Source organism: Delftia sp. PX-1, assembly GCF_055797465.1.
The window spans coordinates 4,764,845-4,791,061 of the sequence record NZ_CP184763.1 but is presented as its reverse complement, the minus strand read 5'-3'; the positions used below and the strand labels follow the sequence as shown (position 1 = coordinate 4,791,061).

The following is a 26,217-nucleotide window of genomic DNA, read 5'->3' as shown; positions in this document are numbered from 1 at the left end:
CGGGCATGGTCCATGGGCCACGGCTGGAGCGATCCGGCCGTGGCCTTTTCTTTGTCGGGGAACCGAAGGCGCCGTTCAGAGCGCCTGCAGCAGCACGCTGCCATCGGCCTGCGGGCGCACCCTCAGCGGCAGGATGGAGGGCAGCACGGCCAGCAGGCCGGCCGAGTCGTTGGCGCGAAAGCGCCCCGTCAGGCGCAGCGCGGCCACGCGCGCATCGGCGGCTTCGATGGGCTGGGTGCGGTAGGCGTTGACGGTGGCCAGGGCCTCGGCCAGCGGGGTGTTCTCGAAGACCAGCCAGCCTTCGCGCCAGGCGGACAGCGTGGCGGCATCGGCCTGGCGCACGGCCTCGGGCTGGCCATTGCGGATGTCCACCACCTGGCCGGGCAGCAGGTCCAGCGTTGCCGCCGCCGGGCCCGTCGTATCCTGCGCATCCCTGCCCAGCACGCGGACCCTGACATGGCCATGCTCCACGCCCACGGTGACGGGGCCGCCGCGGTCGCGCACGGTGAACACCGTGCCCACGACCTCGATGCGCGCCTCGCGCGTGATGACCTCGAAGGGGCGGTCGGGGTCCGATGCCACTTCGAATCGCGCTTCCCCGCGCGACATGGATACGCTGCGGCGCTGGCGGTAGAGCGTCACGGCAATGGCGCTCTGGGGCGCCAGCTCGATGCGGCTGGCCTGCAGCGGCGCCTTGCCGTCGGCCAGCGTGACCTTGAGCATCTGCGAGTTTCGCGTGGCATAGGCCGAGGTGTGCAGGGGCTGCTGCCAGTACCAGTAGGCGCCCCGGCCCGCCAGCGCGCCGGTGCCCAGCAGCCCTGCAAACGACAGCAGCAGCTTGCGGCGCTGGACGCTCCTGGTGGAGCGCGAGACGCTGTCCGCCAGCAGGGCGGTTTCCTGGAACTGCTCGCGCAGTCCGCCGGACAGGCCGCCGAGCATGTTCCAGCGCAGGTGCGCCTCGCGTGCGGCGGCATCGTGCCGGGCTGATTTCTCGCGCCATTCGCCCAGGGTCAGGCGTGCCTGGTGGGCCACCGGGTCGGGAGCGATTTCGCTTTGAACGATCAGCGTCAGCGCATGCTCGACCATGCGCTCGCTAGGTGCACTTGCCATGGAAAGGGGGGGTCAGGATGCGTCGTCGGTCAGTGTACTGTTGTCGAAATCCATGGCGCTGCCCAGCGCATGGTCCTCGATCAGCTCGGAGCGCAGCTGGGCCAGCACGCGCGAGCAGTCCAGCGTGGCGCGCACCATGTGCTTGGCGACGGCCATTTCGGTGATGTGCAGCTGCTCGGAGATCTCTGCCCGCGTGTAGCCGTGCGCGCGAAAGAGGATGAAGACTTCGCGCCGGCGCGGCGGCAGGCTTTCCAGCGCCTGGACGACGCGGTCCAGGATCTGGCGCTGGGCGGCCAGGGTTTCGCTGGAGGGTGCGCTGTGCTGCACCGCCATTTGCTGGCGCGTCCAGTCCTGGGAGGTCTTGCGCTTGCGCGCATCGTCTATGCACAGGTTGCGTGCCACGCGAAACAGCAGGGCGCGCGGGGATTCGATGTCGGCATCGGGCAGGGTTTCGGCCTTCTTGCCGCTGCGCAGGCCCAGGGCGTGCACATAGACCCGCTCGAAGCTCGACTGCGCGATATCGGCCGCATAGTGCGGATCCCGGAGATCGCGCGTGAGCTGGCGGCGCAGATCGCCATAGTGAGCCACGAGTTCCTGGATCAGGTCACGCATCCGGATACCTGCCTTTCCGCAAGGGCGATGGGTTGGAACCCCTGGGTCCGTACAGAGATGGGCCTACCGGATGCCGCAACCCCGGCCAGGGCCGGGGCGGTGCAGCAGCGGGTATGGGATTCAGCGGCGCAGGTGATTCGAATTCAAATGCAAATGGTTTGCATTCAAATTATGGCATGGGAGATTCGTGCGCCATCATGCCCGGTGCGATCTTTCAGTCCTGCAGCGCCAGCTGTTCTGTGCGCGCAACATCGGGTTTTTGGGCTTGCGCTGCCAGCAGGGCGTCGCCGATTTCGCCGGTGCGCACCGAGGTGACCGACAGCAGGGTGTCGCTCAGGCCGTGGGAGCCCTCGCAGGCGCCCTGCAGGAAGATGGCGGGGCGAAAGTCCGGCGTGGTGTGCACCTGGTAGTCGCGGCTCACGGAGAAGTCGCCCAGGTAGGGGGCCAGCGGGTCCAGCAGGGTCTTGTGGTGCTCGCGCGCATAGCCGGTGGCCAGCACCACCACGTCGTAGCGCGATGCATGGTCGATGCCGCTGTTGAGGTCGCGCAGGCCCAGGTGGATGCCGTCGCTGGCGGCGCGTACGTCCTGCACCTCGTGGCGGCGCAGGAAGCGGTGGCGCGTGTCGCCGACGACCTTCTGTTCATAGAACACCTTGAAGATGCTCTCGATCAGCTCCAGGTCGGGGCAGGCGTAGTTGGTGTGCCAGAACTCGCGCAGCAGGGCGCCGCGCTCGTCGTGCGGGCGGCTGTAGACATGGTCCACGAAGTCGGCGTTGAAGATTTCGTTGACGAAGGGGCTGTCGTCCGAGGGGCGGATGGAGCGGGCGCGCATGACCAGGTCGATCTCGGCCTTGGCGTAGCGGCTGTGCAGGTCCATGAAGATTTCGGCGGCGCTCTGGCCCGCGCCCACGACGGCGATGCGCAGCGGCCTGGCATGCTCTGCAATGCTGCGCAGGTAGGCGCTGGAGTGGAAGACGCGCGCATCGCCGCGCAGGGGCTTGAACTGTTCGGGAATGCTGGGCGTGCCGCCGATGCTCATGACCAGGTTCTGGCCCAGGCGCTCATGCACGTTGCCGGCCGCATCGCGCGAGCGCACGCGCAGCAGCTCCACCTTGCCGTCGCGTTTTTCAGGCAGCACCTCGATGACTTCCTGGCCGTAGACGCAGCGGTCCTCGAACTTGGAGGCGGCCCAGGCCAGGTAGTCGTTGAACTCGTGGCGGCTGGGAAAGAAGGTCTTGAGGTTGATGAAGTCCTGCAGCCGGCCCTTCTCGTGCAGGTAGTTGATGAAGGTGAAGCGGCTGGTGGGATTGCGCAGCGTGGCCAGGTCCTTGAGGAAGGACACCTGCATGTGGGCCTGCTCCAGCAGCATGTCCCGGTGCCAGGCGAAGCGCGGCTGCTTTTCGATGAAGACGGGGTGCATGGCCCGCGCGGTGGTTTCGCGCTCCTTGAGGGCGATGGCCAGGGCAATGTTGGAGGGGCCGAAGCCGATGCCGATCAGCGGGTGGGTTTGCATGGAAGGTCCTTTCATTGGGTCGATGCGTCCAGTGCGTCCGGCGCGGCTGCGTCGGTCTGCGGTATCCACAAGGCGTCTGCGAAAAAGCGTTCCCTGAGCAGCACTCCCAGCACGGCGCGCTTGTGCGGGAAGTCGAATTCCTTGACCAGCGCATAGCCGCAGCGCGGCAGGCTTTTGCGCATCTTGCGGTTGTCGGCGCGCGGCTCCACGACGATGCGCTGCGTGCGGCAGTCGTCCAGAAAGAGGTAGTGCGACAGCGAGGGCAGCCAGGCCGTCAGGTAGGGTCTGCCGCGAAACGGTGCCTCCCCCACCAGCGCATGCCAGCCCCGGTCATGGTCGCCCGCGTCATAGAAGGGGGCGATGCGGTCTTCCTTGGCCCAGTAGGCCTCGAAGTAGCCGAAGGGCTCGCCGTCGAAGCAGCCGATGAGGCCGAGCGCATGCGGGTCGCCGGCCATGCGTTGCAGATAGGCGCGATGGTGGGCAAGGTCGCCGCTTTCCTCCCAGAAATGCGCGACGACCGGGTCGTTCATCCAGCGGTGGATGAGGGGCAGGTCGGCCTCGGGCTCCACGGTGCGAAAGCTCAGCGTGCGGCCCAGCCAGGGGATGAAGCGGCGGTAGACCTCGCCGCGCGGCTTGTGCAGGCGCACGGGGTGGCGCCGGCCTTCGCTGATCGTGTAGTGCAGCGCATAGGGTGGGCGCGGGCGGGGCAGCCACAGGGGCTGCTGCCAGAGCACGCTTCTTGCCACGCGCGGAGCCTGGCCTGGCTGCACTGTGGCGATGCTGTCGCGCAGGCCCGGTGGCAGGCGGGGCAGGGACAGCTCGATTTCCCGGGCATCCGGGTGCAGGCCGAAACCGGCCTGCAGCGCGGCCAGCAGTTCATCGGCTTCGGGCATGCCCGAGCAGGGGCCCAGCCATTGCAGCCGCAGCAGGCCTGGCGCGGCCGCGGGTGACAGGTTCCAGAGACTGTGCTTGCCGGGCCTGCCGGCATCCACGGACCCCGAACGCTCCAGGCGCAGCCGCTGTCCATCGCCGAAGACGCTGATCGTCTCGGCGCCTGCATGGGCGAGGTAGCTGGCGCCGGAGGCGTCCGGTGACGGTGTAGCGGTGGCTTCGGCTGGACGCACGTGGACTCTTTCAGGTGGAGTGCCCCGCGTGCGGGACACGGATGGGGGCAAGGGCACAAGGGACGCAAGGGACGCAGGGCAGCCTCATGACCGGGATGACGCGCAGGCGCGGCAAATGTTCATGCCAGGGCCGGGCTGCGGGCCGCCTGGAAGGCATGGGCCAGTGCCTTGCAGATCCGGCCGCGCAGCACCTCGGTCTCTTCGGTGAGGGCGCCCAGCCGCGCAAAGTCATGGACCATGCCGGCGTAGATCTGCAGGTCCACGGCCACGCCGGCGGCCTGCAGCCGCTCGGCATAGCGCTTTCCTTCGTCGATCAGCGGGTCGTACTCGGCCAGCACCATCAGCGTGGGGGCCAGCCGGCCCAGGTCGGATGCCTGCAGCGGGGCAAAGCGCCAGTCCTGCCGGTCCGCATCGCTGCGCAGGTATTGGCCGAACATCCAGGCCAGGGTGTCACCTTCCAGCAGATGGCCGGTGGCCAGGCGCGCATGCGAGTCACTGTCCTGCTGCGCTGCCGTGCAGGGGTAGAGCAGCAACTGCAGCAAGGGCTGGGGCATGCCCGCGTCGCGCGCGGCGATGCACAGGGCCGTGGCCAGCGTGCCCCCGACGCTGTCGCCGCCAATGGCCAGGCGCTGCGCGTCCAGGCCATGGCGGCCGCCGTGCTCCAGCAGCCAGGCCAGGGCGTCGTGTGCGTCGAGGAAGGCGGTGGGAAAGCGGTGCTCTGGCGCCAGCCGGTAGTCGATGGCCAGCACATTGCAGGGCGTGCCCAGCGCCAGGCTGCGGCACAGGCTGTCATGCGATTCGAGCCCGCCCAGCACATAGCCGCCGCCGTGAAAGAACAGCAGGCAGGGCGCGGACGCAGCCTGCGCTTCGCCCCGGTAGAGGCGGGCGCGGATGCGTGCGCCGTCGCGCGTGGGCAGCTCCAGGTCCTCGGTGGGCAGATCGTCGCCCGGCAGGTCCAGCGCCAGCGTGGCGTTGTCGTAGGCGGCGCGCGCCTGCGCTGCCGTCATCTGGCTCATGCGCGGGCGGCTGGATGCCTGGGCGTTGGCGAGTTCAAGAAATGCTTGCAGGTCGGGGTGGAGAGCCATGGCGTCCTTCGGGTGTGCGGCAGACAAGGCAGGGCGGGCCGGTGCAGGGCATGGCGCCCGCGCTGCCCCTTCCCCGTGATGACGCTGGGCGGCGGAATTTGTTCATCGCCTGGGCGGTGAACATTTTTGGCGCACGCACGTCTTGCAGGGAGTAGGGAGCGCTCGCCGTGCGCCGCGCTCCAGGAAACGCCGGGCCGCGCCGGCATTGCAAGGCCATGCGCCCACGGGCGCCAGAGGAATCCCTTATGGAAAACGCCAGCCGACCGCCCTCCGAGGTACTGCGCCTGCTCAGGCCCTTCCTGCCGTGGATGGCGCTGTCCGTGGTAACGGGCATTTGCGCGGGTGGGGCCACGGTGGCGCTGCTGGCGACCATCAACCAGGTGCTCAACCGCCCAGGCGGATTGGCCGGCGGGCTGCTGCTGACCTTCATCGCCCTGTGCGCCACCGTGCTGGTGTGCCGGGCCGCGTCGGACATGTCGGGCAATTTCGTGGGGCAGCGCCTGGTGGCCCGGCTGCGCAAGGAACTGGCCAGCAAGATCCTGGCCGCGCCCATCGACGCGCTGGAGCGCTACCGCACGCACCGCCTCATGCCCGTGCTCACGCAGGACGTGGACATGATCAGCGACGTGGCCTTCGTGCTGGCCTCCAACGTGATCGCCCTGGCCATTGCGCTGGGCTGCCTGGCCTATCTGGCCCTGCTGTCGCCGCCGCTGTTTGCCATGCTGGTGGTGGCGCTGGTGCTGGGCGTCAGCCTGCAGGCGCTGGCCCAGTCGCGCGGCGTGGCGGGGTTCTGGAAGGCGCGCGATCACGAGGAAGTGCTGCACAAGGCCTACCGCGCCATCAGCGAAGGCGCCAAGGAGCTGCGCATGCACCGCGCGCGCCGGGGCCGCATCTTCGACGGGCAGATCGGCGGCACGGTGGATGCCATCCGCCGCATCAACAGCCGCGCCATCAACACCTATGTGCTGGCCACGGCCTTCGGTTCGGCGCTGTTCTTTCTGTTGATCGCCCTCATCCTGGGCTGGGCCGCGCTGCGCACCACCGAGCCCGTGGTGCTCAGCGGCTTCGTGCTGGTGCTGCTGTTCCTCAAGGGCCCCATGGACCAGATCGCGGGCGCGCTGCCCAACCTGGGCCGTGCCAAGGTGGCGCTGCAGCGCATTGCCGACCTGTCGGCGCGCTTTGCCAGCCCCGAGCCGCACCTGCACCTGGACAGCCCGCCCGGCGAGGTCCGCCTGGACCGCGGCCTGGAGCTGCGGAGCGTGCGCTATGCCTTCGATGCGCCCGAAGGCGGCAAGGCCTTCGAGATCGGCCCCATCGACCTGAAGCTGGGCAAGGGCGAACTGGTCTTTGTGGTGGGCGACAACGGCTCGGGCAAGACCACGCTGATCAAGCTGCTGCTGGGCCTGTATGCGCCCCAGCAGGGCGAGATCCTGCACGACGGCCAGCCCGTCACGGCGCAGACGCGCGATGACTACCGCCAGCTGTTCACCACGGTGTTCTCGGACTTCTACCTGTTCGAGGACCTGGTGGCCGGCGGCGAGGAAGGCCAGGCCGCCGCGCTGCCCGAGGCCGCGCTGCCTTACCTGCAGCGGCTGGAGATCGCCCACAAGGTCAGCGTGCGCAACGGCAGCTTCAGCACCATCGACCTGTCCACCGGGCAGCGAAAACGGCTGGCCCTGGTCCACGCCTATCTGGAGGGCCGGCCCGTGCTGGTCTTCGACGAATGGGCGGCCGACCAGGACCCGAGCTTCCGCCACCTGTTCTACACCGAGCTGCTGCCCGAGCTGCGCGCCAGGGGCCACCTGCTGGTGGTCATCTCCCATGACGATCGCTACTTCCACCTGGCCGACCGCATCGTGCGCATGGAGGCCGGCCGCATGGTCCAGCCGCAAGACGGGGCGCAGCCGGTGGCGGCCAGCCCGGCCGGACTGGCCAGTCAAGGCGTGCTGGCCGACATCTGAATTCTTGCTGGATCCACGAACATGGCAAAGACAAAACTCGTCTACATCTGGTCCCTGAGAAACGCCGCCGCCGACCAGGCCGGCCAGCACATCGCCTACAAGGGCGCAACGCGCTACATGAAGTCGCCGCTCGAATACCTGGGCGAGTTGCTGGACACCAGCCCGCTGGGCGATATCTACAGCCTGGAGGCCGTGATCCACGACGACGACGAGGCCTCGCCGCGCGACCGCGAAAAGATCGGCGACTACGGCTTCAGCTACCAGCCGGGCGGCCGCTGGTTCTATCCGCCGGACCTGCGCATCCAGGGGCGCAGGGTCAATGACCTGCTCATGGCCGTGCCGTCTTCCTACCGGCGCCTGCCGCTGAACGATCCGCAGCGCGCCGTGGGCAAGCAGATGTTCGAGGCGCAGTTGCAGGACAGGCTGGTGCAGCTGGGTGCCGAGCGGGTGGTGCTGGATGGCCTGCTCGTCATCCTGGACCGGCTCGTGCGGCCCGGGGCCCTGTTCCACCGCAGGATCGCCAACATCCACCCCGGCATCACGCGCCTGGAGTCGCCCTATGAACGCCGGGGCGCCTGCGCCACGCTGGACGCGCTGCATGGCGCACAAGGCTACAAGATCGTGGACTGGAAGACCATGGAACAGCGCCCGGTCCCGCCCCTGTTCAAGACCGGCGCATCCTTTCACTACGTGGACAACGGCATCGACTCCGGCGAAGTCATCGCCGACGTGCTGGGCACCGACATCGATCCCCAAGACACGATTCTTGAGCTGCGCTGGAACAACTTCCAGCACAGCCTGTTCCCTGCATTGCGCAAGGGGCTGGAGATGATGGCCAGAGCGCCTGCAGACACGCCTGCAGACACCACGGTGTGACAACGCGCATATCTCAAAAACCGGCACGGCCCAAAGCGAGGGACACCGAGCAAGGGCCTATGCCGGCCGCGCCGCCCCGCCGCGAGGGTGTCGTCCCCCTCCCTCGCGAAGCGAGAAAGAGAGGGGGAAGCGGCGCAGCCGCTCAGGGGGTGCTTACTTCGGCGCCAGCCGAATGGCCCCATCCAGCCGGATCACCTCGCCATTGAGCATGTCGTTGTCCAGGATGTGGCGCACCAGCTTGGCATAGTCCTGGGGCGTGCCCAGGCGGCTGGGGAAGGGCACGCCGGCGGCCAGCGCATCCTGCACTTCCTGCGGCATGCCGAACAGCATGGGCGTGCCGAAGATGCCGGGGGCAATCGTCATATTGCGGATGCCGTTGCGCGCCAGGTCGCGCGCAATGGGCAGCGTCATGCCGACCACGCCGCCCTTGGACGCCGCATAGGCCGCCTGGCCGATCTGGCCGTCGTAGGCCGCCACGCTGGCCGTGGAGATCAGCACGCCGCGCTCGCCCGTGCTCTCGGGCTCGTTGGCCGACATGGCGGCGGCGGCCAGGCGGATCATGTTGAAGCTGCCGATCAGGTTGACCGTGATGGTCTTGGAAAACAGCGCCAGGTTGTGCGCGCCGTTCTTGCCCACGGTCTTCTCGGCTGGCGCAATGCCTGCGCAGTTCACCAGGCCTGCCAGCTTGCCCAGGCTCACGGCCTTGTCCACCACGGCCTGGCCATCGGCCTCCTGGCTCACGTCGCATTTGACGAAGACGCCGCCGATCTCGTGCGCCACGGCCTCGCCCTTGTCCGCCTGCATGTCGGCTATCACCACCTTGCCGCCCTCGGCCGCCAGCATGCGCGCCGTGCCTTCGCCCAGCCCGGAGGCGCCGCCCGTGACGATGAATACCCGGTCCTTGATCTGCATGGAATGTCTCCTTGGTTATCTGACGTTGACGTAAACGTAACTCTCAAATTATGCATGCAGCCCCGGCCGCAGCCATGTCGCGCCCAAGAAAAAGCCCGGCAGTGCCGGGCTGGTGATGGGCGCGATGGGGATTACTGGAACCCGGCACGGTCCAGCATTTGCTGGACCTTGGTCATGTTCTTGCCCACGGCCGTGATCGGGATGGTCTCGCTCTTGAAGGGCTTGCCGCCGGTCATTTCCTTGAGGGCAGGGTTGTCCAGTTCCACGCCCTTGGCTGCTGGCCACTCGTTGTTGCCGTTGGCAAAGTAGTTCTGGGCGGCGGGGCTGGCCAGGTACTCCAGGAACTTGACGGCGTTGTCCTTGTTCTTGGCATGGCGTGCCACGGCGCCGCCCGCGATATTCAGGTGCGTGCCCCAGCTGGACTGGTTGGGGAAGACCACGCCGATCTTGCCGACCACGGCCTGGTCCTCAGGCTTGCCCGAGCGCATCATGCGCGCCAGGTAGTAGCTGTTGGTCACGCCGATGGTGCATTCGCCCGAGGCCACGGCCTTGATCTGGTCGGTGTCGCCACCCTTGGGCGGGCGGGCCAGGTTGGCCTTCATGCCCTGGATCCAGCCCTCTGCCTTTTGCTCGCCCATGTGTTCGACCACGGTGCCGAACAAGCTCAGGTTGTAGGGATGCGAGCCCGAGCGGATGCACAGCTGGCCCTTGAACTTGGGGTCGGCCAGCGATTCGTAGTTCTGCACGTCGGCGGGCTGGACCTTGGCCTTGTTGTAGACGATGACGCGGGCACGTGTGGACAGGCCGAACCAGCTGATGCCATCGGCCGTGGGCTGGGCGCGCAGGTTGGAGGGAATGGCGTCTTCCAGCAGCTTGGAGTGGATGGGCTGGAACAGGCCATCCACCTCGCCGCGGTACAGGCGCGCGGCATCGACCAGCAGGATCACGTCGGCCGGCGAGGCCTGGCCCTCGGCCTTCAGGCGCGCAATGATGCCGGCGTCGTCGCCGTCCACGCGGTTGATCTTGATGCCGGTGGCCTTGGTGAAGCCGTTGTACAGCTCCTCGTCCGTGGAGTAGTGGCGCGCGGAGTAGAGGTTGACGACCTGGGAGTCGGCAATGGCTGTGCCGGCAGCCACCAGGGCGCAAGCGGCAAACAGGGCTTTCAGGGATTTCGACATGAAGACAGGCCTCTCTTTGTTGGCAAAGCGCGATGATAGGTCAAACGCGAATTGTTCTTAATAAAGGGTGGGGCCCGTCTAAGGGCTTGTGCGCGGTGGTCCCTGGTGGGCCGCGAGCCATGGCGCGCGAAAAAGCGCACGAAAAAAAACCCAGTCCAAGGACTGGGTTTTGAAAGGATCCAGAAACGGGGGTTTCGAGAGGATCCAAGGAGACAACTGGTCAGGTCTTGCGACCCGGGATGCATGCAATTATGAGGGTAATCACTAATTCTTGCACGCAACCCTGTTGTAAGACGGCGTGATCAACGCTTGCGGGTCTGGGCCGACTGGACGGCTTCGCTGGCGGTGTTGGTCACGGCCGTGAAGTTGGCTTCCGCCAGGTCCGAAGCCTGCTTGACGGCCTTTTGCACCGACTCGAAGGCATTGTTGGCAGCCGACACGGCGCTCTTCATCACGGCCACGGCGGTTTCGGAACCTGCGGGTGCGTTCTTGGCGGTGGTGTCCACCAGGGCGCTGAAGTTCTTCTGCAGATCGGACGCCTGGCTTTCGAAGGCCTTGGCCAGCTCGGCACCGGTGCCGCTGGCGATGTCGTACAGGTGGCGGCTGTAGGCAGCGGTCTTTTCAGCCAGGGGCTGGAACAGGTTGGCCTGCAGCGACAGCAGCTCCTGCGCATCCTTCACGCTCAGGACGGCCTGGGTGTGCTGGGCGGCTTCGTTCAGTGCGGCGCGCGAGGCGGTCACATTCAGTTCCACCAGCTTTTCAACGCCTTCGAAGGCCTTGCTCGTCAGGCCGAACAGGGTTTCCAGGTTGGCCTTTTGTGCGCTCAGGATTTGGTCAGGGGTCAAGCTCATGTCAGTCTCCAGAAAAACGGACCACAGGGGTCTCGGGTTACGGGGAATTGCCTGCGCTGACCTGACTGAGTGTCATGTTGCAGTGCAGCATGGGTCTTATTGTAGGGATTGCAAAAAAGGAATCAAGTACCTGATGCTGCGGTGCAGCAAAAAAATCGGCAAAGCTGTGGGTTTTTTGTAAGTCTTTGATTTTGAATTGGTTTTATGTCGGTTTGACGACATTTTTCGGTTTGCATGCTTACTCGCTTGGCGAGTGATTGGCAGCAGTGCGCGTCGTGGTGGCGACAGTGGCTGGGGACAGGGCGCATTCGGCCGGCGGCACAATGGCCGCCATGAATGAATCGCCCCCGAGCCGCCCCGCGCCGCAGCCCCGTTCGGCCTATGCGGCATTCCGACGCATCAGCACGCGCTGGTCGGACAACGATGTCTACGGGCACGTCAACAACGTCGTGTATTACAGCTGGTTCGATACGGCGGTGAATGCCCATCTGATCGAGCAGGGCGCGCTGGATATCCACGCGGGCGAGACGATAGGCCTGGTCATAGAGACGCAATGCAATTACTTTGCGCCGCTGGCCTTCCCGCAGGAGGTGGAGGCCGGTATCCGGGTGGCCCGCATCGGTGGCTCCAGCGTGCGCTACGAGGTGGGGCTGTTCGCGCAGGGCGAGCCATTGACGGCGGCGGCCGGGCATTTCGTGCATGTCTATGTGGACCGGCAGACGCGCCGGCCTGCCCAGATTCCGCAGGCGCTGCGACAGGTGCTGGAGCCGCTGCTGCGCGGCTGATGGCGTCCGGGGCGCATGCAAGGCGTGCGCTCGCAGCGCGGCAGCGTGTGTATGGCCTACACTCGAAAGCTGTCTGCCATCTGACCGCTGGGGCGCTTACCGCCCGGCTCTGTCCATGATCATCACCAGCCTGCTCGATACCGACCTGTACAAATTCACGATGATGCAGGTGGTGCTGCACCAGTTTCCCGGAGCACAGGTCGAGTACCGCTTCAAGTGCCGCAACCCCGGCGTGCAGCTCGCACCCTATGTGAACGAGATCCGCTCCGAGATCCGCTCGCTGTGCAGCCTGCGTTTCCAGGACGCGGAGCTGGCCTATCTGAGCTCGCTGCGCTTCATCAAGAGCGACTTCGTCGATTTCCTGGGCCTGTTCCACCTCAACGAGAAATGCATCACGGTGCAGGCGCTGCCCAATGGCGAGATCGACATCACCATCCGTGGGCCCTGGCTGCACACCATCCTGTTCGAGATTCCCGTGCTGGCCATCGTCAACGAGGTGTACTTCCGCAACACCCAGCCGGTGCCCGATTTTCCGGAAGGCCGGCGCCGTCTCGACGCCAAGATTGCGCTGCTGCAGCAGCCCGGCCTGGAGCAGCTCAAGATTGCCGACTACGGCACGCGCCGCCGCTTTTCGCGGGCCTGGCATGAAGAGGTGCTGCGCGTGCTGTGCGCACGCCTGGGCCGGCCCGGCGCATCCGCGGAGACCGAAGGCCAGTTCGCCGGCACCAGCAATGTGCTGTACGCCATGAAGCTGGGCGTGCGGCCCCTGGGCACGCTGGCGCATGAATACCTGCAGGCCTGCCAGTCCCTGGGCCCGCGCCTGCGCGACAGCCAGATCTTCGGCTTCGAATCCTGGGCGCGCGAATACCGGGGCGACCTGGGCATTGCGCTGTCGGACGTCTACGGCATGTCGGCCTTCCTGCGCGATTTCGACCTGTACTTCTGCAAGCTCTTCGACGGTGCGCGCCACGACAGCGGCGACCCGTTCGAATGGGGCGAGCGGCTGCTGGCCCACTACCGCGCCAACCGCATCGACCCGCTGACCAAGACGCTGATCTTCAGCGACGGCCTGACGGTGCCGCGCACCATCGAGCTGTTCCAGCGCTTCCACGGGCGCTGCCAGCTGGCCTTCGGCATAGGCACCAACCTGACCAACGACCTGGGCGACGCGCCCGACCATGTGCCGCTGCAGATCGTCATCAAGATGACCCGCTGCAACGGCCAGCCCGTGGCCAAGCTCTCGGACACGCCGGGCAAGAGCATGTGCGATGACGAGAAGTACCTGGCCTACCTGCGCCAGGTGTTCGAGATTGCGCCGCCTGCGGCGCAGGCTTGATTGCGGCACCACCTGCCGCCAGGAGGGGACAGTGAATAGAGAACAAAGAGGAGACGGGACCATGAAGGCATTGCGCGGATTGCTGGCGCTGCTGGCCACCTGCGCGCCATCCTGGGCCCTGGCCGCCGATATCGACGGCGGCCAGCTTTCGGTACTTTGGGGCGTGCCGTTTGCGGGCATGCTGTTGTCCATCGCCCTGGTGCCGCTGGCGGCGCCCCATTTCTGGCACCGGCATTTCGGCAAGGTGACGGCCGCCTGGGCGCTGGTCTTTCTGCTGCCCTTCGCGGCGGTGTTCGGCGTGGGCGCGGCCATGGCCAACCTGGTGCATGCCCTGCTGGCCGAATACCTGCCGTTCGTGATCCTGCTGACGGCGCTGTACACGGTGTCGGGCGGCATCTATGTGCGCGGCAATCTCAAGGGATCGCCGGGGCTGAACACGGCCATCCTGGCGATCGGCGCCGTGCTGGCCAGCTTCATGGGGACCACGGGCGCCTCGATGCTGCTGATCCGGCCGCTGCTGCGCGCCAACGACAACCGCAGGCACCAGGTGCATGTGGTGGTGTTCTTCATCTTCATCGTCTCCAATGCCGGCGGCTCGCTGACGCCACTGGGCGATCCACCGCTGTTCCTGGGCTTTCTCAAGGGGGTGGATTTCTTCTGGACGGTACGCCACATCTTCACCGAGACGCTGTTCCTGGTGGGCGCGCTGCTGGCGCTGTTCTACGCGATCGATGCCTGGCTGCTGCGCAAGGCCGGCGAAGCGGATCTGCCCGATCCCACGCCCAGCGTCGATGCCTTGGGCCGCGCCAGCCGCCTGGGTTTTGATGGCGGCGTGAACTTCGTGCTGCTGCTGGCCGTGGTGGCACTGGTGCTGATGAGCGGCCTGTGGCGTACCGATGCCGGCCTGGTGTTGGCCGGCACGCATGTGGGCCTGCCGGGTCTGGTGCGCGATGCGGGCCTCGTCGCCGTGACTGTGCTGTCCCTCAGGCTCACGCCGCGCAGCGTGCACCAGGCCAATGAATTTGGCTGGGGGCCGATGCAGGAAGTGGCCAAGCTGTTCGCGGGCATCTTCCTGACCATCATTCCAGTGATCGCCATGCTCAAGGCGGGAACGGCCGGACCCTTCGGCGCCATTGTGGGGGCCGTGACGCGCGCCGACGGCACGCCCGATCCGCTGATGTATTTCTGGGCCACGGGCCTGCTGTCCTCGTTCCTGGACAACGCGCCGACCTACCTGGTGTTCTTCAATACGGCGGGCGGAGACGCCGCTCAGATGATGACGGCCATGGCCTCGACGCTGGCCGCCATCTCGGCGGGCGCGGTGTTCATGGGCGCCAACACCTATATCGGCAATGCGCCCAACCTGATGGTCAAGGCCATTGCCGAGGAGCGCGGCGTGAAGATGCCCAGCTTCTTCGGCTACATGGCCTGGTCGCTGTGCATTCTGGTGCCGCTGTTCGTATTGATGAGCTTCATCTGGTTCCGCTGAAGAACCGCCTAACGCCAAGACAAGGAAAGAGACAGACATGGCAAGCAAACCCCGCATCCTGATCGCCCGTGCCATCCCGCCCGAAGTGGTGCGCAAGCTGGAGCAGCACTTCGAGGTCGAGTCCAACCAGGATGACGTGGTCTGGAGCCCGCAGGAACTGGCCCGGCATCTGCAGGACAAGGATGGCGTGCTGACCACGGGCTCGCAGACCATCGATGCGGCGCTGCTGGCCGCCTGCCCGCGCCTGAAGGTGGTGGCCAACATGGCCGTGGGCTACAACAACTTCGACGTGCCTGCGATGACGGCTGCAGGTGTGCAGGGCACGAATGCCCCCGACGTGCTGACCGAGACCACGGCCGATTTCGGCTTTGCCCTGCTGATGGCCACGGCCCGCCGCGTGACAGAGAGCGAGCACTACCTGCGCGCCGGAAAGTGGAACTCCTGGCGCTACGACCTGTTTGCCGGCTCGGAAGTGCACGGCAGCACGCTGGGCATCATCGGCATGGGCCGCATCGGCCAGGGCATCGCCAAACGCGGGGCACATGGCTTCGGCATGAAGGTGGTCTATCACAACCGCTCGCGCCTGTCGCCCGAGCTGGAAGCCGAATGCAAGGCCGGCTACGTGGGCAAGGATGAACTGCTGGCCATGGCCGACCATGTGGTGCTGGTGCTGCCCTACACCAAGGAAAACCACCACACCATAGGCGCGGCCGAGATCGCCCGGATGAAGCCCACGGCCACGCTGATCAACATCGCGCGCGGCGGCATCGTCGATGACGCGGCGCTGGCCAGGGCACTGCGCGACAGGACCATTGCTGCAGCAGGCCTGGACGTGTTCGAGGGCGAGCCCTCGGTCCATCCCGACCTGCTGACCGTGCCCAACGTGGTGCTGACCCCGCACATCGCCAGCGCCACCATGGGCACGCGCAGCGCCATGGCCGAGCTGGCGGCCGACAACCTGATCGACTTCCTGTCCGGCAAGGGCCCGCGCACGCCCGTGAACCAGCCCGAAGCGGCGGCCGCCGGCGCGCGCGCCAAGGCCTGAACACCGTGTTGTGACAATCGCGGGAAGGCTGGCCCTGGCCGCTTCCCGCTGCATGGAGCGCAAGCAAAATCTTGACCCAGATATCCGGAGTGTGGTGGGCGGCCTGGGCCGTGCTGCTGTTGGGGCAGGCGGCCGTGATCTGGCTGCTGTGGAGGCGCTCGGCGCAGCGCGAGGACGGGGTGGCGCCCCAGCAGGTGCTGCAGGCGCTGCAGGCGCTGCAGATGCTGGACGTGCGGCTGCAGCAGCTCGAGCGCGGTGCCCAGGCCACGCAGATGGCCGTGGCCAAGAGCGATGGCGGGCTGGACCGCGTGTCGCAGCAGCTGCAGGCCCATCTGGCCCAGGCCCAGCTCGATGCCCAGGCGGCGCGGCGCGAGCAGGGCGAGGCGCTGGCAGCCTTTCGCATGGAACTGGGCCGGCTCACCGTGCGGCTGGCCGCCGACAGCGCCCAGGCCCGCGAGGCCCAGGGCGAAAGCACGCAGCGCTTCAACGCCCATGTGCAGGAGCGCTTCGAGGCGCTGGCGCAGACCACGCGCAGCACGCTGGACTCCCTCAAGAACGACATCCAGCAGCAGCTGGGCGGACTGGCGCAATCCAGCCAGGTCCATGCCGAGCAGCTGCGCGGCACGCTCAACGAGCGCCTGGCCACCATCCAGTCGGACAATGCGGCGCGCCTGGAAGAGATGCGGCGCACGGTGGACGAGAAGCTGCATGCCACGCTGGAGCAGCGCCTGGGCGAATCGTTCAAGCTGGTCAGCGACCGGCTGGAGCAGGTGCACAAGGGCCTGGGCGAGATGCAGACGCTGGCCGGCAGCGTGGGCGATCTCAAGCGCGTGATGACCAATGTGAAGACGCGCGGCACCTGGGGCGAACTGCAGCTGGGCGCCATCATCGAGAACGTGCTCACGCCCGAGCAGTACGCGCGCAACGTCAAGACCGTGCCCGGCAGCGACGACATGGTGGAGTTCGCCATCCGCCTGCCCGGACGCAGCGACGAGACGCCGGTCTGGCTGCCCATCGACGCCAAGTACCCGGTGGAGCAGTACCAGCGCCTGCTCGACGCCCAGGATGCGGCGGACAAGGCGGCCATTGTCTCGGCAGGCAATGCCTTCGAGGCATCGATCAAGTTCGAGGCGCGCAAGATCCACGGCAAGTACGTGAGCCCGCCGCACACCACGGACTTTGCCGTGCTCTACCTGCCTACCGAAGGCCTGTTTGCCGAGGTCATGCGCCGCCCCGGCCTGGTCGAGGCCGTGCAGAACGGCTGCCGCGTGATGGTCACCGGCCCGGCCAACCTGGCCGCCATGCTCAGCAGCCTGCAGATGGGCTTCAAGACGCTGGCCATCGAAAAGCGCTCGTCCGAGGTCTGGGCGGTGCTCGGCCAGGTCAAGACCGAGTTCGCCAAGTTCGGCGAAGTGGTGGATGCCACGCGCAAGTCCATAGACGCGGCGGCCAAGCGCTTCGAGCAGGTGGGCGTGCGCACGCGCGCCATCCAGCGCCAGCTGCGCGACGTGCAGGAGCTGCCCGCGCCGACCTCTAGTGCAGCGCGGCCCGGCCTGCCGGATGACAAGGACGCTGCGGCCGGAATGGAGCCGGGATCGGAGCAGGATTGAGATGAACCTGGCCCTGTTCAAGGTCATCATGGCGCAGGTCAGCGTGCATGCCACCATGGCCGGCATGCGGCTGGCAGCGCCCTTGCTGGCCCTGCAGCAGGGCTATAGCGCGGCGGCCGTGGGCATCTTGCTGGCGCTGTTCGCGCTGACCCAGGTTTTCCTGGCGCTGCCGGCCGGGCGCTTCGCGGACAAGCATGGTTTTCGAAAGCCGTTTTTCCTGTCCATGCTGGCGGCCAGCGGGGGCTGCGCGCTGGCGCTGGCATTGCCGCTGTATCCGGTGCTATGCCTTGCGGCGTTGTTGACGGGCGGAGCCAGCGGCGCCGTGGTGATTGCCGTGCAGCGCCATGCGGGCCGTGTCACCCACGATGCGGTGGCGCTCAAGAAGGTGTTCAGCTGGTTGGCCATAGGCCCGGCCATCTCCAACTTCATCGGGCCCTTCAGCACCGGGCTGCTGATCGATCACGCGAATTTTGGCGGCGAGGGCAGCACCATGGGCTACCGCGTCGCCTTCGGCCTGCTGGCCCTGGTGCCCGTGCTGGCCTGGAGCTGGGTGCGCCACACGCAGGAGCTGCCGCCCGTGCGTGCGCCCATAGGCGGTCCGAAGCAGCATGCCTGGGACTTGCTGCGAGACCGCAATTTCCGCAACCTGCTGCTGGTCAACTGGCTGCAGTCCGCATGCTGGGACGTGCACACCTTCGTACTGCCGCTGCTGGGCCATGAGAAGGGCCTGAGCGCCTCGGTCATCGGCACGCTGCTGGGCATTTTTGCCGTGGCGGCCGCTGCCATCCGCCTGGCCATGCCGCTGGTGGCCGAGCGCCTGCGCGAAGGCGCCGTGATCTCCGGTGCCATGGCCATCACCGCCTTCGTCTTTGCTCTGTACCCCTTCATGGACTCGGCGCTGACCATGGGCATGTGTTCAGTGATGCTGGGTTTTTCACTGGGATCTGTGCAGCCCATGGTCATGAGCATGCTGCACCAGATCACGCCCGAGCACCGCCATGGCGAGGCACTGGGCCTGCGGCTCATGGCCATCAATGCCTCCAGCGTGGCCATGCCCGTGCTGTTCGGCTCGGCGGGGGCATTGATCGGCGTCTCGGCCCTGTTCTGGGTGGTGGGCGCGGCCGTGGCCTCGGGCATCCGCACGGCCTGGTTCATGGGGCTGACGCCGCGCAAGCCGGAATGAAAAAAAGCGACCTGCGCCTTGGTGCGCAGATCGCCTTGCGACGCGGTGGCGGCCTGCCGGCCGCTGGCGGCTTACCAGCCGCCAGCGTGGAACTGCTTGATCAGCGCCCAGGCTTCGACCGGATCATCGGTATAGCGGAACAGCTGCAGGTCCTTGGGCGAGATCGTGCCTTCCTCGATCATCAGGTCGATGTTGAGCAGGCGCTTCCAGAACTCGGTGCCAAAAAGGATCACGGGCACCGAATGCGTCTTGCCGGTCTGCATCAGGGTCAGCACCTCGAACAGCTCGTCCAGCGTGCCGAAGCCGCCGGGGAAGGCCACCAGGGCCTTGGCGCGCATCATGAAATGCATCTTGCGCAGGGCGAAGTAGTGGAACTTGAAGCTCAGGTCCGGCGAGATGAAGCGGTTGCCGTTTTGCTCGTGCGGCAGCTCGATGTTCAGGCCGATGCTGGGTGCGCCCACGTCATGGGCGCCCCGGTTGGCCGCCTCCATGATGCCGGGGCCGCCGCCGGTGCAGATGTAGAGGCGCTCCTCGGGCGGCTGGTTCAGGCTGTCGGCGGCCACGATGCGCGTGAAGGCGCGGGCCTGTTCATAGCGGTGCGCATTGCGCACGGCGCGCTCGGCCAAGGCAACGCGCTGGGGATCGCCGCTGGCCTGTGCGTCGGCCAATTGCTGCTCGGCCTGCTCCAGGTCCACGAAGCGGGCGCTGCCATAGACCACGACGGTGTGCTCGATGCCGCGCTCGATCTGGGCCAGGTCCGGCTTGAGCAGCTCCAGCTGCATGCGGATGCCGCGGGTTTCGCGGCGGAACATGAATTCCGGGTCCGCGAAGGCGAGGCGATTGGAGTTCTGCTGCAATGCCATGCCGTTGTGTGCCTGGTTGTGAAGGGCCGACCAGCCGTTGGCCAGATCGGTATCGGTCAGGGGGGAAGAGATTTGCATGAACCCTCGTACACAGGAAAAACCAGGGCGGCCACGCCTGTGGCCGTTCCATCAAATACGTTGCCAGCGCAGATGATGACTGCACTATACGCTCACAAACTCATAGCCGCGGGGCTCGTGCACCGGGTGCTTTGGCGCATTGACGCAGCCGTGGGCGAATTCGTATGCTGGACAGTTGGCAGTAGGGCTTTTGCCTGCCGCTGCCTGCCGCATCGGCGGGTATTTTCAGGCCCGATTGCGCTTCAGACGTCCGGGTGTTCGGCCGGCTCGTTGCGCACGACGCTGCTCAGCGGCGGCGGCACGTCCTGGCCCGCACGGCGTGCGCGGAACAGGGCTGCACGCATCAGGAAGATGGTCGTGATGGGAACGGTCACCGAGATGAACACCGCAATCAGCAGCGCATGCACGGCCAGGCTCTGTCCGCTGACGGAAAAGTAGATCCAGGTGGCATGCATGATCAGCCAGCAGCCCATGGTGGCGATGATGGAAGGCGCATGCACGCGCTCGAAATAGCTGTCCAGGCGCCACAGGCCCATGGAGCCCAGAAAGGCGATGATGGCGCCGCCCAGCGCCAGCACAGCCACCAGGATCTGGCACCACAGCGGCAGCGTGGTGGTTTCCGGCATCATTCGATCACCTCGCCGCGCAGCAGGAACTTGGCCATGGCCGTGGAGCCCACGCAGCCGAACAGCGCAACCAGCAGGGCGGCCTCGAAATAGCTGGTGCTGTCATAGATGATGCCCATCAGCAGCATGGCCAGCATGCCGTTGAGGTACATGCAGTCCAGCGCCAGCACGCGATCCTGGGCGTGCGGGCCCTTGAGCAGGCGCAGCACGGCGCAGCCCATGGCGGCGACCAGCAGGCCCAGCGCGAACATCAAAGTCCAGTGGAACCAGGGCATCATTCGAAAATCTCCATCAGGGGGCGCTCGTAGGAGCGCTTGACGTGCTGGACGATCTCTTCGGGATCATCGACCTCCAGCACATGCAGCATGAGCTGGGAGCGGTCGCGCGAGATCTCGGCCCAGGCCGTGCCGGGCGTGATGCACACGATCATGGCGAGCACGGCCAGGCCGTTGGGGTCGCGCAGTTCCAGCGGGATGCGCACGAAGTTGGCCGGGTGCTTGCGCATGCCCGGAAACAGCATGAACCGCACGACGTTGAAGTTGGACACCGAGGTGTCCCAGACCACGCGCAGCCCCAGGCGCACGATGGTCAGCGGATGGCGCACGCGCACGGGCAAGGGGCGCAGGCCGCGCAGCAGCAGCGGCAGCAACAGGCCCAGCAAGGCGCCCAGCAGGATCTGGCCGCTGCTGAACGAGCGGTTGAGCAGCAGCCACAGCAGGAACAGCGCCACCGACAGCAGCGGCGCGGGCAGCAGGGTTTTCATCATCGGGAATCCTCCTTGCCGGCCGTTGGGCCTGCATCGCCTATGCCTGCGGGCATGGGGGCGCCGCTGGCCTGGGCAGCGGCGCGCGCGGCGCCTTCGGGGCCGGCTTCCAGCCGCGCCTTCTTTTCTGCCGGGCTCGGCTCAGGCTGCGTGCCCATGACGGAGCGCACATAGACATCGGGCGCCAGCAGCGCATCGGCCGCACGCTGCGTGTAGCCCATCAGCTGGCCACCCTGCACGGTGAGCGTCACGCAGCAGGCCAGCAGCACGGCGATGGGCAGGCCTTCGGCCACACGCAACGAGGGCGAGTTCTGCTCCTCGGTCGCCCAGAAATGGCGTATGCCGGCGCGCACCAGCGACAGCAGGGCAAGCAGTCCCGTGGCGATCATCAGCGCCACCAGCACCCAGCCGGCCCAGCCGGCCTGGAAGCCGCTGGAGTTGCCCAGGCCCAGCGGGTTGAGCAGGGCAGACAGCATGGCGAACTTGCCCACAAAGCCCGAAAGCGGGGGCAGGCCGGTGACCACCAGGGTGGCCAGCATGAAGCTCAGGCCGATGAAGGCGGCCGCTGCGGGAATGGCGCGGCCGATCAGCACCTCTTCGGATTCGTCGAGGTTGAAGCCCTCCGTGGGCAGCAGTTCGGCGTTGAGGAAGGGAGCCTCGTCATCCTCATAGGGCTCGCCCGCATCGTCATCCACGCGCCAGCGGTCCACCACGTCGGCGATCAGAAACAGGGCGCTCACGGCCAGGGTGGAGCTGGGCAGGTAGTACAGCAGCCCGGCCGTCAAGGCGTTCTGGCCAAAGCCCGTGGCGGCCAGCAAGGTGCCCGAAGAGAGAACGGCCGCAAAGCCTGCGATATGCGTCAGGCGCTGCGAGCCCAGCATGCCCAGGCCGCCGAAGGCCATGGTCAGCATGCCGCCGACGATCAGCCAGGTGCTGCCGAACAGGGCGGAGGCGCCGGCCTCGGAGCTGAACAGCAGCGTCCACAGCCGCAGCACCACGTAGACGCCCACCTTGGTCATGAGCGCGAACACGGCGCCCACGGGAGCGGTGGCTGCGCTGTAGGCCGGCACCAGCCAGAAGTTCAGCGGCCACATGGCTGCCTTGGTCAGGAAGGCAATGCCCAGGATGGCAGCGGCCGAATGCAGCAGCCCGCGGTCGTCGCTGCTGACCTGGGGGATGGCACGTGCCAGGTCGGCCATGTTCAGCGTGCCGGTCAGGCCGTAGAGCATGGACACGCCGATCAGGAACAGCGACGAGGCTGCAAGATTGATGGCGATGTAGTGCAGGCCCGCCTGGATGCGTGTCCGCCCGGAACCATGCAGGACCAGTCCATAGGAGGCCGCGAGCATGATCTCGAAGAACACGAACAGGTTGAACAGGTCCGCCGTGAGGAAGGCGCCGCTCAGGCCCATCAGCTGAAACTGGAACAGCGAGTGAAAGTGCATCCCCGCTCGGTGCCAGCGGGCGCTGGAGAAGACCAGCGAGGCCAGGGCCACCGTATAGGTCAGCACCAGCATCATGCCGGTCAGGCGGTCGAGTGCCAGCGAGATGCCGAAGGGCATGGGCCAGTTGCCCGGCATGTAGACGCCCAGGTTGACGGGCGCGCCGGCCTGGTCGGTCCACAGCATCAGCATCACGGCCACGCCCAGCCCCATCAGGGTGGATACCAGTCCAAGAGCGAATTTGAGGCGCTGGCGCTCTTCGCGCAGCAACAGCATCAGCGCTGCCGAAAGCATGGGCAGCACGATGGGCGCCAGCATCAGGTGCGGCATGAGACGGGCGGTCAGCTCGTTCATGGCATCTCCTGCTCGGTGCGGGAATGGGCTCCGTCCACATGGTCGGTGCCCGTGGTGCCGCGCGATGCCAGCAGCACCACCAGGAACAGTGCCGTCATGGCAAAGCCGATCACGATGGCCGTGAGCACCAGCGCCTGCGGCATGGGGTCCGCATAGTGCGCAAGATCCTGCGGCACGCCGGCGCGCAGCACGGGCTCCTTGTCGATGGCCAGGCCCTGGCGGCCCATGCTGAAGATGAACAGGTTGACTGCGTAAGACAGCAGGGCCAGGCCCATGATGACCTGGTAGGTGCGTGGGCGCAGCAGCAGCCACACGCCCGAGCCCGTCAGTACGCCGATGGCAATGGCAAGCACGACTTCCATCAGAAACCTCCTCGTGCAAGCGCTGCAGCGGTGGCCTGCTGCACGGCGGCTTCGGCCTCTTCGGCCTGTTGCTGCTGCTCCTCCAGCAGACGGGCGTGGTAGCGGTGGCTGCGCACCGATTGGTGGGCGATGGCCGTCAGAATGAGCATGGTCGCGCCGACCACCAGCGAGAACACACCGATGTCGAAGAACAGGGCGCTGGCGAGATGCACGTCGCCGACGACTGGCAGGGTCATATGGAAGGTGTGGCTGGTGAGAAAGGGATAGCCGGCCACGATGGAGCCCATGCCGGTACCCAGTGCGAACAGCAGGCCGACACCGATCCATCGGCGCGGGAAGATCGGCAGGTGGGCCTCGACCCACTGCGTGCCGGAGATGATGTACTGCATCAGCAAGGCGACCGAGAACACCAGGCCGGCCACGAAGCCGCCGCCGGGCTCGTTGTGGCCGCGCATGAAGATGTAGACGGAAACCAGGGCGGCAAACGGCAGCAGCAGCCGCACCAGCACGGCGGGCACCATCAGGTAGCCCACGGCCGTATCGCCTGCGTTGCGCGGATTGAACAGATCGGTCTGCAGGTCGCCAGGCATGTAGCGCTGCTGCTCGGGCAGGTCCAGCGTCTCGCGGGCCGGGCGAAAGCGCCTGAGCAGCGCATAGACGACCAGGGCCACGATGCCCAGCACCACGATCTCGCCGAAGGTGTCGAAGCCCCGGAAGTCCACCAGCATGACGTTGACCACATTGGTGCCGCCGCCATCGCTGAGCGCATGTTCCAGGAAGAAGGTGGAGGCCCCGTCATAGAAGGGGCGGCTCATCATGGCGAAGGCCAGCCAGGCCATGCCGCCACCTGCAACCAGCGACAGCAGCAGGTCACGCATGCGGCGCGAGCGGGCGCGCAGCTCGGCGGACAGCACGGGAATGTGCAGGCTTTTGTCGCGCTTGGGCATCCAGCGCAGGCCCAGCAGCATCAGCACCGTGGTGGCGACCTCGACGACCAGCTGCGTCAGCGCCAGGTCAGGCGCCGAGAACCACAGGAAGGTCAGGCAGGTGCACAGGCCGGCGCCGCCCAGCATGATCAGCGCCGTCAGCCGGTGGTACTTGGCCTTCCAGGCCGTACCCAGGGCGCAGAGAATGCCCACGGCCCACAGCATCACGAAGGCGGGCGACAGCGGCAGCATGCTCCGGTCGCCCAGCTTGATGCCTTGCAGCCACAGGGGCAGAACGCCAGCCAGCACGGCAGTGCAGACCAGCCACAGCATCTGCCACTGCAGGCGCATGGTGGACAGGCGCCGGCGCGACCAGCGGCCCAGCAGGGACAGGCGGGCCAGCAGGTTCTCGAAAACACGCTGGCCGCTGAGCGTCCCCACCAGCGGCGCGGTATCCATATGGCCGGCCTGGCGCTGCCAGCGCAGCAGCATGTACAGCAGGATGCCGCCAATCAACGCCACAAGGCTCATGATCAAGGGCATGTTCCAGCCGTGCCAGATGGCCAGGCTGTACTCGGGCAGGTCGCCGCCGACCACGGGCGTGGCGGCCGCTGCGAGAAAGCTGCCCACCGCCCACGCCGGCAGCATGCCCACCACCAGGCAGGCCAGCACCAGCAGCTCGACGGGCACGCGCATCCAGTGCGGAGGCTCGTGCGGGTCATGCGGCAGGTCGGTGGCCTTGGGGCCGAAGAAGACGTCGATGGTGAAGCGCAGCGAATAGGCCACGCTGAACATGCCCGCCACCGTGGCTGCCACCGGCAAGGCCGTGCGCACCCAGGGAGCGGCATCCAGGTAGACGGTCTCGGCGAAGAACATTTCCTTGGACAGGAAGCCGTTGAGCAGCGGTACGCCCGCCATGGCCGCACTGGCCACGCAGGCCAGCGTGGCCGTGATGGGCATCATGTGCCGCAGGCCGGAGAGGCGGCGGATGTCGCGCGTGCCGCTTTCATGGTCGACGATGCCCGCGGCCATGAACAGCGAGGCCTTGAAGGTCGCGTGGTTCATGATGTGGAACACCGCAGCCACGGCGGCCAGCTTGCTGTTCAGGCCCAGCAGCAGCGTGATCAGGCCCAGGTGGGAAATCGTCGAATAGGCCAGCAATCCCTTGAGATCGTGCTGGAACATGGCCAGATAGCCGCCGATGAGCAGGGTTGCCGCGCCGGCTCCGCCCACCAGCCAGAACCAGGCATCGGTATCGCCCAGCACGGGCCACATGCGCGCCAGCAGGAACACGCCGGCCTTGACCATGGTGGCGGAGTGCAGATAGGCCGACACCGGCGTGGGCGCGGCCATGGCGTGCGGCAGCCAGAAGTGGAAGGGGAACTGCGCACTCTTGGTCAGCGCGCCCAGCAGGATCAGCACCAGGGCGATCAGGTACAGCTGGTGGTCACGCACCTGCTGGCCGGCGATGAGCACGTTGTCCAGGTCATAGCTGCCCACGATGTGGCCCAGCACCAGCATGCCGGCCAGCATGGCCAGGCCGCCTGTGCCCGTCACCGTCAGCGCCATGCGCGCGCCGCGGCGTGCATCCTTGCGATGGTGCCAGTATCCGATCAGAAGAAAGGAGAAGAGGCTGGTCAGCTCCCAGAAGAAGGCAATCTGGATGATGTTGCCCGACAGCACCACGCCCGCCATCGCGCCCATGAAGGCCAGAAAGAAAGAGAAAAAGCGCGGCACGGGATCGGCCGGCGACATGTAGTAGCGCGCATACAGCACGACCAGCGAGCCTATGCCCAGCACCAGCATGCAGAACATCCAGGCAAAGCCGTCCATGCGGATCACCAGGTTCAGTCCCAGTGCCGGCAGCCACTCGATCTCCTGGCGCAGCACTTCCCCATCGGCGATCTGTGGAAACAGCAATGCGGTCTGTATGGCACAGCCCAATGCGATCACGCCGGCCAGAGTCGACTCCGTATTGCGCGCATTGGCGGGCAGCATTGCGGCAATCAGGCTGCCGATGAAGGGTAGGAGTATGAGGGTGATCAGGGGCATGGGCGGTCCATTTTACGGGCAAGGTTTTTTGCTTCGCTATGAAAACCTGAGCATGTTTCAGGCTATGGCCGCGCATACCCC

23 protein-coding genes are annotated in these 26,217 nt (G+C 66.6%); 8 read left to right on the top strand and 15 right to left on the bottom strand.

From position 1 onward, the window contains the following. Positions 1-75: 75 nt before the first annotated feature. The 5 genes from ACN20X_RS22105 to ACN20X_RS22085 form a co-directional block, all read right to left on the bottom strand. Positions 76-1,110, bottom strand: coding sequence for a FecR family protein (locus ACN20X_RS22105; protein WP_473209925.1), 1,035 nt, complete (start codon positions 1,108-1,110; stop codon positions 76-78). A gap of 12 nt (positions 1,111-1,122) precedes the next feature. Next, a complete protein-coding gene (locus ACN20X_RS22100) occupies positions 1,123-1,722 on the bottom strand; it encodes an RNA polymerase sigma factor (RefSeq protein ID WP_209672274.1) in 600 nt (199 codons plus the stop codon). Between the two features lie 214 nt (positions 1,723-1,936). Further along, positions 1,937-3,235, bottom strand: a complete 1,299-nt coding sequence (locus tag ACN20X_RS22095) for a lysine N(6)-hydroxylase/L-ornithine N(5)-oxygenase family protein (RefSeq protein ID WP_016454384.1) — start codon at positions 3,233-3,235, stop codon at positions 1,937-1,939. 11 nt (positions 3,236-3,246) lie between these two features. Continuing rightward, positions 3,247-4,359 (bottom strand): GNAT family N-acetyltransferase, encoded by a 1,113-nt coding sequence (locus ACN20X_RS22090; RefSeq protein WP_016454383.1) that lies wholly within the window; start codon positions 4,357-4,359, stop codon positions 3,247-3,249. 119 nt (positions 4,360-4,478) lie between these two features. Beyond that, complete coding sequence (locus tag ACN20X_RS22085) at positions 4,479-5,444, bottom strand: alpha/beta hydrolase (protein ID WP_473209924.1); 966 nt, start codon at positions 5,442-5,444, stop codon at positions 4,479-4,481. Positions 5,445-5,689: 245 nt separating this feature from the next. Here ACN20X_RS22085 and ACN20X_RS22080 point away from each other — a divergent pair, with 245 nt between their 5' ends. Both ACN20X_RS22080 and ACN20X_RS22075 read left to right on the top strand, forming a co-directional pair. Continuing rightward, the gene (locus ACN20X_RS22080) at positions 5,690-7,405 is read left to right on the top strand and encodes a cyclic peptide export ABC transporter (protein ID WP_473209923.1); all 1,716 of its coding nucleotides are present in this window, start codon (positions 5,690-5,692) and stop codon (positions 7,403-7,405) included. 21 nt (positions 7,406-7,426) lie between these two features. Further along, positions 7,427-8,281, top strand: a complete 855-nt coding sequence (locus ACN20X_RS22075; RefSeq protein WP_016454380.1) for a formyl transferase — start codon at positions 7,427-7,429, stop codon at positions 8,279-8,281. A gap of 153 nt (positions 8,282-8,434) precedes the next feature. Here ACN20X_RS22075 and ACN20X_RS22070 read toward each other — a convergent pair whose 3' ends face one another. From ACN20X_RS22070 to ACN20X_RS22060, 3 genes are all read right to left on the bottom strand, one after another. Next, positions 8,435-9,193 carry a 3-hydroxyacyl-CoA dehydrogenase gene (locus tag ACN20X_RS22070; protein ID WP_016450486.1) on the bottom strand — a complete coding sequence of 253 codons (759 nt, stop codon included), beginning with the start codon at positions 9,191-9,193 and terminating at the stop codon, positions 8,435-8,437. Positions 9,194-9,324: 131 nt separating this feature from the next. Continuing rightward, positions 9,325-10,371, bottom strand: a complete 1,047-nt coding sequence (locus tag ACN20X_RS22065) for an extracellular solute-binding protein (protein ID WP_016450487.1) — start codon at positions 10,369-10,371, stop codon at positions 9,325-9,327. 302 nt (positions 10,372-10,673) lie between these two features. After that, positions 10,674-11,222 (bottom strand): phasin family protein, encoded by a 549-nt coding sequence (locus ACN20X_RS22060; RefSeq protein WP_016450488.1) that lies wholly within the window; start codon positions 11,220-11,222, stop codon positions 10,674-10,676. 323 nt (positions 11,223-11,545) lie between these two features. Between ACN20X_RS22060 and ACN20X_RS22055 the strand changes: the two genes are divergently transcribed. The 6 genes from ACN20X_RS22055 (at position 11,546) to ACN20X_RS22030 (ending at position 18,670) form a co-directional block, all read left to right on the top strand. Further along, the gene (locus ACN20X_RS22055) at positions 11,546-12,007 is read left to right on the top strand and encodes an acyl-CoA thioesterase (protein WP_473209922.1); all 462 of its coding nucleotides are present in this window, start codon (positions 11,546-11,548) and stop codon (positions 12,005-12,007) included. A 115-nt stretch (positions 12,008-12,122) separates the two neighbouring features. Further along, the gene (pncB, locus tag ACN20X_RS22050) at positions 12,123-13,343 is read left to right on the top strand and encodes a nicotinate phosphoribosyltransferase (RefSeq protein WP_016450490.1); all 1,221 of its coding nucleotides are present in this window, start codon (positions 12,123-12,125) and stop codon (positions 13,341-13,343) included. 61 nt (positions 13,344-13,404) lie between these two features. Continuing rightward, positions 13,405-14,832 carry a sodium:proton antiporter gene (locus tag ACN20X_RS22045; protein WP_026062206.1) on the top strand — a complete coding sequence of 476 codons (1,428 nt, stop codon included), beginning with the start codon at positions 13,405-13,407 and terminating at the stop codon, positions 14,830-14,832. A gap of 37 nt (positions 14,833-14,869) precedes the next feature. Further along, on the top strand, positions 14,870-15,877 hold the full coding sequence (locus ACN20X_RS22040; protein ID WP_016450492.1) for a 2-hydroxyacid dehydrogenase: 1,008 nt from the start codon (positions 14,870-14,872) through the stop codon (positions 15,875-15,877). Positions 15,878-15,987: 110 nt separating this feature from the next. After that, positions 15,988-17,487, top strand: a complete 1,500-nt coding sequence (locus ACN20X_RS22035; RefSeq protein WP_473210825.1) for a DNA recombination protein RmuC — start codon at positions 15,988-15,990, stop codon at positions 17,485-17,487. A 1-nt stretch (position 17,488) separates the two neighbouring features. Then, a complete protein-coding gene (locus ACN20X_RS22030) occupies positions 17,489-18,670 on the top strand; it encodes an MFS transporter (protein ID WP_016450494.1) in 1,182 nt (393 codons plus the stop codon). A gap of 71 nt (positions 18,671-18,741) precedes the next feature. Here ACN20X_RS22030 and ACN20X_RS22025 read toward each other — a convergent pair whose 3' ends face one another. From ACN20X_RS22025 to ACN20X_RS21995, 7 genes are all read right to left on the bottom strand, one after another. Further along, complete coding sequence (locus ACN20X_RS22025; protein WP_016450495.1) at positions 18,742-19,611, bottom strand: LOG family protein; 870 nt, start codon at positions 19,609-19,611, stop codon at positions 18,742-18,744. A gap of 242 nt (positions 19,612-19,853) precedes the next feature. Further along, positions 19,854-20,240 carry a monovalent cation/H(+) antiporter subunit G gene (locus ACN20X_RS22020; RefSeq protein ID WP_016450496.1) on the bottom strand — a complete coding sequence of 129 codons (387 nt, stop codon included), beginning with the start codon at positions 20,238-20,240 and terminating at the stop codon, positions 19,854-19,856. Then, a complete protein-coding gene (locus tag ACN20X_RS22015) occupies positions 20,237-20,515 on the bottom strand; it encodes a K+/H+ antiporter subunit F (protein ID WP_012206532.1) in 279 nt (92 codons plus the stop codon). Before ACN20X_RS22015 ends, ACN20X_RS22020 begins: the two co-directional genes overlap by 4 nt. After that, the gene (locus tag ACN20X_RS22010; RefSeq protein ID WP_016450497.1) at positions 20,512-21,003 is read right to left on the bottom strand and encodes a Na+/H+ antiporter subunit E; all 492 of its coding nucleotides are present in this window, start codon (positions 21,001-21,003) and stop codon (positions 20,512-20,514) included. Before ACN20X_RS22010 ends, ACN20X_RS22015 begins: the two co-directional genes overlap by 4 nt. Next, complete coding sequence (locus ACN20X_RS22005; RefSeq protein ID WP_016450498.1) at positions 21,000-22,796, bottom strand: monovalent cation/H+ antiporter subunit D; 1,797 nt, start codon at positions 22,794-22,796, stop codon at positions 21,000-21,002. Before ACN20X_RS22005 ends, ACN20X_RS22010 begins: the two co-directional genes overlap by 4 nt. Beyond that, on the bottom strand, positions 22,793-23,158 hold the full coding sequence (locus tag ACN20X_RS22000; protein ID WP_016450499.1) for a Na+/H+ antiporter subunit C: 366 nt from the start codon (positions 23,156-23,158) through the stop codon (positions 22,793-22,795). The genes ACN20X_RS22005 and ACN20X_RS22000 overlap by 4 nt, the downstream gene beginning before the upstream one ends. Further along, positions 23,158-26,136, bottom strand: a complete 2,979-nt coding sequence (locus ACN20X_RS21995) for a monovalent cation/H+ antiporter subunit A (RefSeq protein ID WP_016450500.1) — start codon at positions 26,134-26,136, stop codon at positions 23,158-23,160. Before ACN20X_RS21995 ends, ACN20X_RS22000 begins: the two co-directional genes overlap by 1 nt. Positions 26,137-26,217: the final 81 nt, after the last annotated feature.

What these genes read in the sequence shown, in the direction of transcription:
- ACN20X_RS22105 (WP_473209925.1), bottom strand. Translation starts at nt 1,110, where the DNA reads ATGGCAAGTGCACCTAGCGAGCGCATGGTCGAGCATGCGCTGACGCTG.
- ACN20X_RS22100 (WP_209672274.1), bottom strand. Translation starts at nt 1,722, where the DNA reads ATGCGTGACCTGATCCAGGAACTCGTGGCTCACTATGGCGATCTGCGC.
- ACN20X_RS22095 (WP_016454384.1), bottom strand. Translation starts at nt 3,235, where the DNA reads ATGCAAACCCACCCGCTGATCGGCATCGGCTTCGGCCCCTCCAACATT.
- ACN20X_RS22085 (WP_473209924.1), bottom strand. Translation starts at nt 5,444, where the DNA reads ATGGCTCTCCACCCCGACCTGCAAGCATTTCTTGAACTCGCCAACGCC.
- ACN20X_RS22080 (WP_473209923.1), top strand. Translation starts at nt 5,690, where the DNA reads ATGGAAAACGCCAGCCGACCGCCCTCCGAGGTACTGCGCCTGCTCAGG.
- ACN20X_RS22075 (WP_016454380.1), top strand. Translation starts at nt 7,427, where the DNA reads ATGGCAAAGACAAAACTCGTCTACATCTGGTCCCTGAGAAACGCCGCC.
- ACN20X_RS22070 (WP_016450486.1), bottom strand. Translation starts at nt 9,193, where the DNA reads ATGCAGATCAAGGACCGGGTATTCATCGTCACGGGCGGCGCCTCCGGG.
- ACN20X_RS22065 (WP_016450487.1), bottom strand. Translation starts at nt 10,371, where the DNA reads ATGTCGAAATCCCTGAAAGCCCTGTTTGCCGCTTGCGCCCTGGTGGCT.
- ACN20X_RS22060 (WP_016450488.1), bottom strand. Translation starts at nt 11,222, where the DNA reads ATGAGCTTGACCCCTGACCAAATCCTGAGCGCACAAAAGGCCAACCTG.
- ACN20X_RS22055 (WP_473209922.1), top strand. Translation starts at nt 11,546, where the DNA reads ATGGCCGCCATGAATGAATCGCCCCCGAGCCGCCCCGCGCCGCAGCCC.
- pncB (WP_016450490.1), top strand. Translation starts at nt 12,123, where the DNA reads ATGATCATCACCAGCCTGCTCGATACCGACCTGTACAAATTCACGATG.
- ACN20X_RS22045 (WP_026062206.1), top strand. Translation starts at nt 13,405, where the DNA reads ATGAAGGCATTGCGCGGATTGCTGGCGCTGCTGGCCACCTGCGCGCCA.
- ACN20X_RS22040 (WP_016450492.1), top strand. Translation starts at nt 14,870, where the DNA reads ATGGCAAGCAAACCCCGCATCCTGATCGCCCGTGCCATCCCGCCCGAA.
- ACN20X_RS22030 (WP_016450494.1), top strand. Translation starts at nt 17,489, where the DNA reads ATGAACCTGGCCCTGTTCAAGGTCATCATGGCGCAGGTCAGCGTGCAT.
- ACN20X_RS22025 (WP_016450495.1), bottom strand. Translation starts at nt 19,611, where the DNA reads ATGCAAATCTCTTCCCCCCTGACCGATACCGATCTGGCCAACGGCTGG.
- ACN20X_RS22020 (WP_016450496.1), bottom strand. Translation starts at nt 20,240, where the DNA reads ATGATGCCGGAAACCACCACGCTGCCGCTGTGGTGCCAGATCCTGGTG.
- ACN20X_RS22015 (WP_012206532.1), bottom strand. Translation starts at nt 20,515, where the DNA reads ATGATGCCCTGGTTCCACTGGACTTTGATGTTCGCGCTGGGCCTGCTG.
- ACN20X_RS22010 (WP_016450497.1), bottom strand. Translation starts at nt 21,003, where the DNA reads ATGATGAAAACCCTGCTGCCCGCGCCGCTGCTGTCGGTGGCGCTGTTC.
- ACN20X_RS22005 (WP_016450498.1), bottom strand. Translation starts at nt 22,796, where the DNA reads ATGAACGAGCTGACCGCCCGTCTCATGCCGCACCTGATGCTGGCGCCC.
- ACN20X_RS22000 (WP_016450499.1), bottom strand. Translation starts at nt 23,158, where the DNA reads ATGGAAGTCGTGCTTGCCATTGCCATCGGCGTACTGACGGGCTCGGGC.
- ACN20X_RS21995 (WP_016450500.1), bottom strand. Translation starts at nt 26,136, where the DNA reads ATGCCCCTGATCACCCTCATACTCCTACCCTTCATCGGCAGCCTGATT.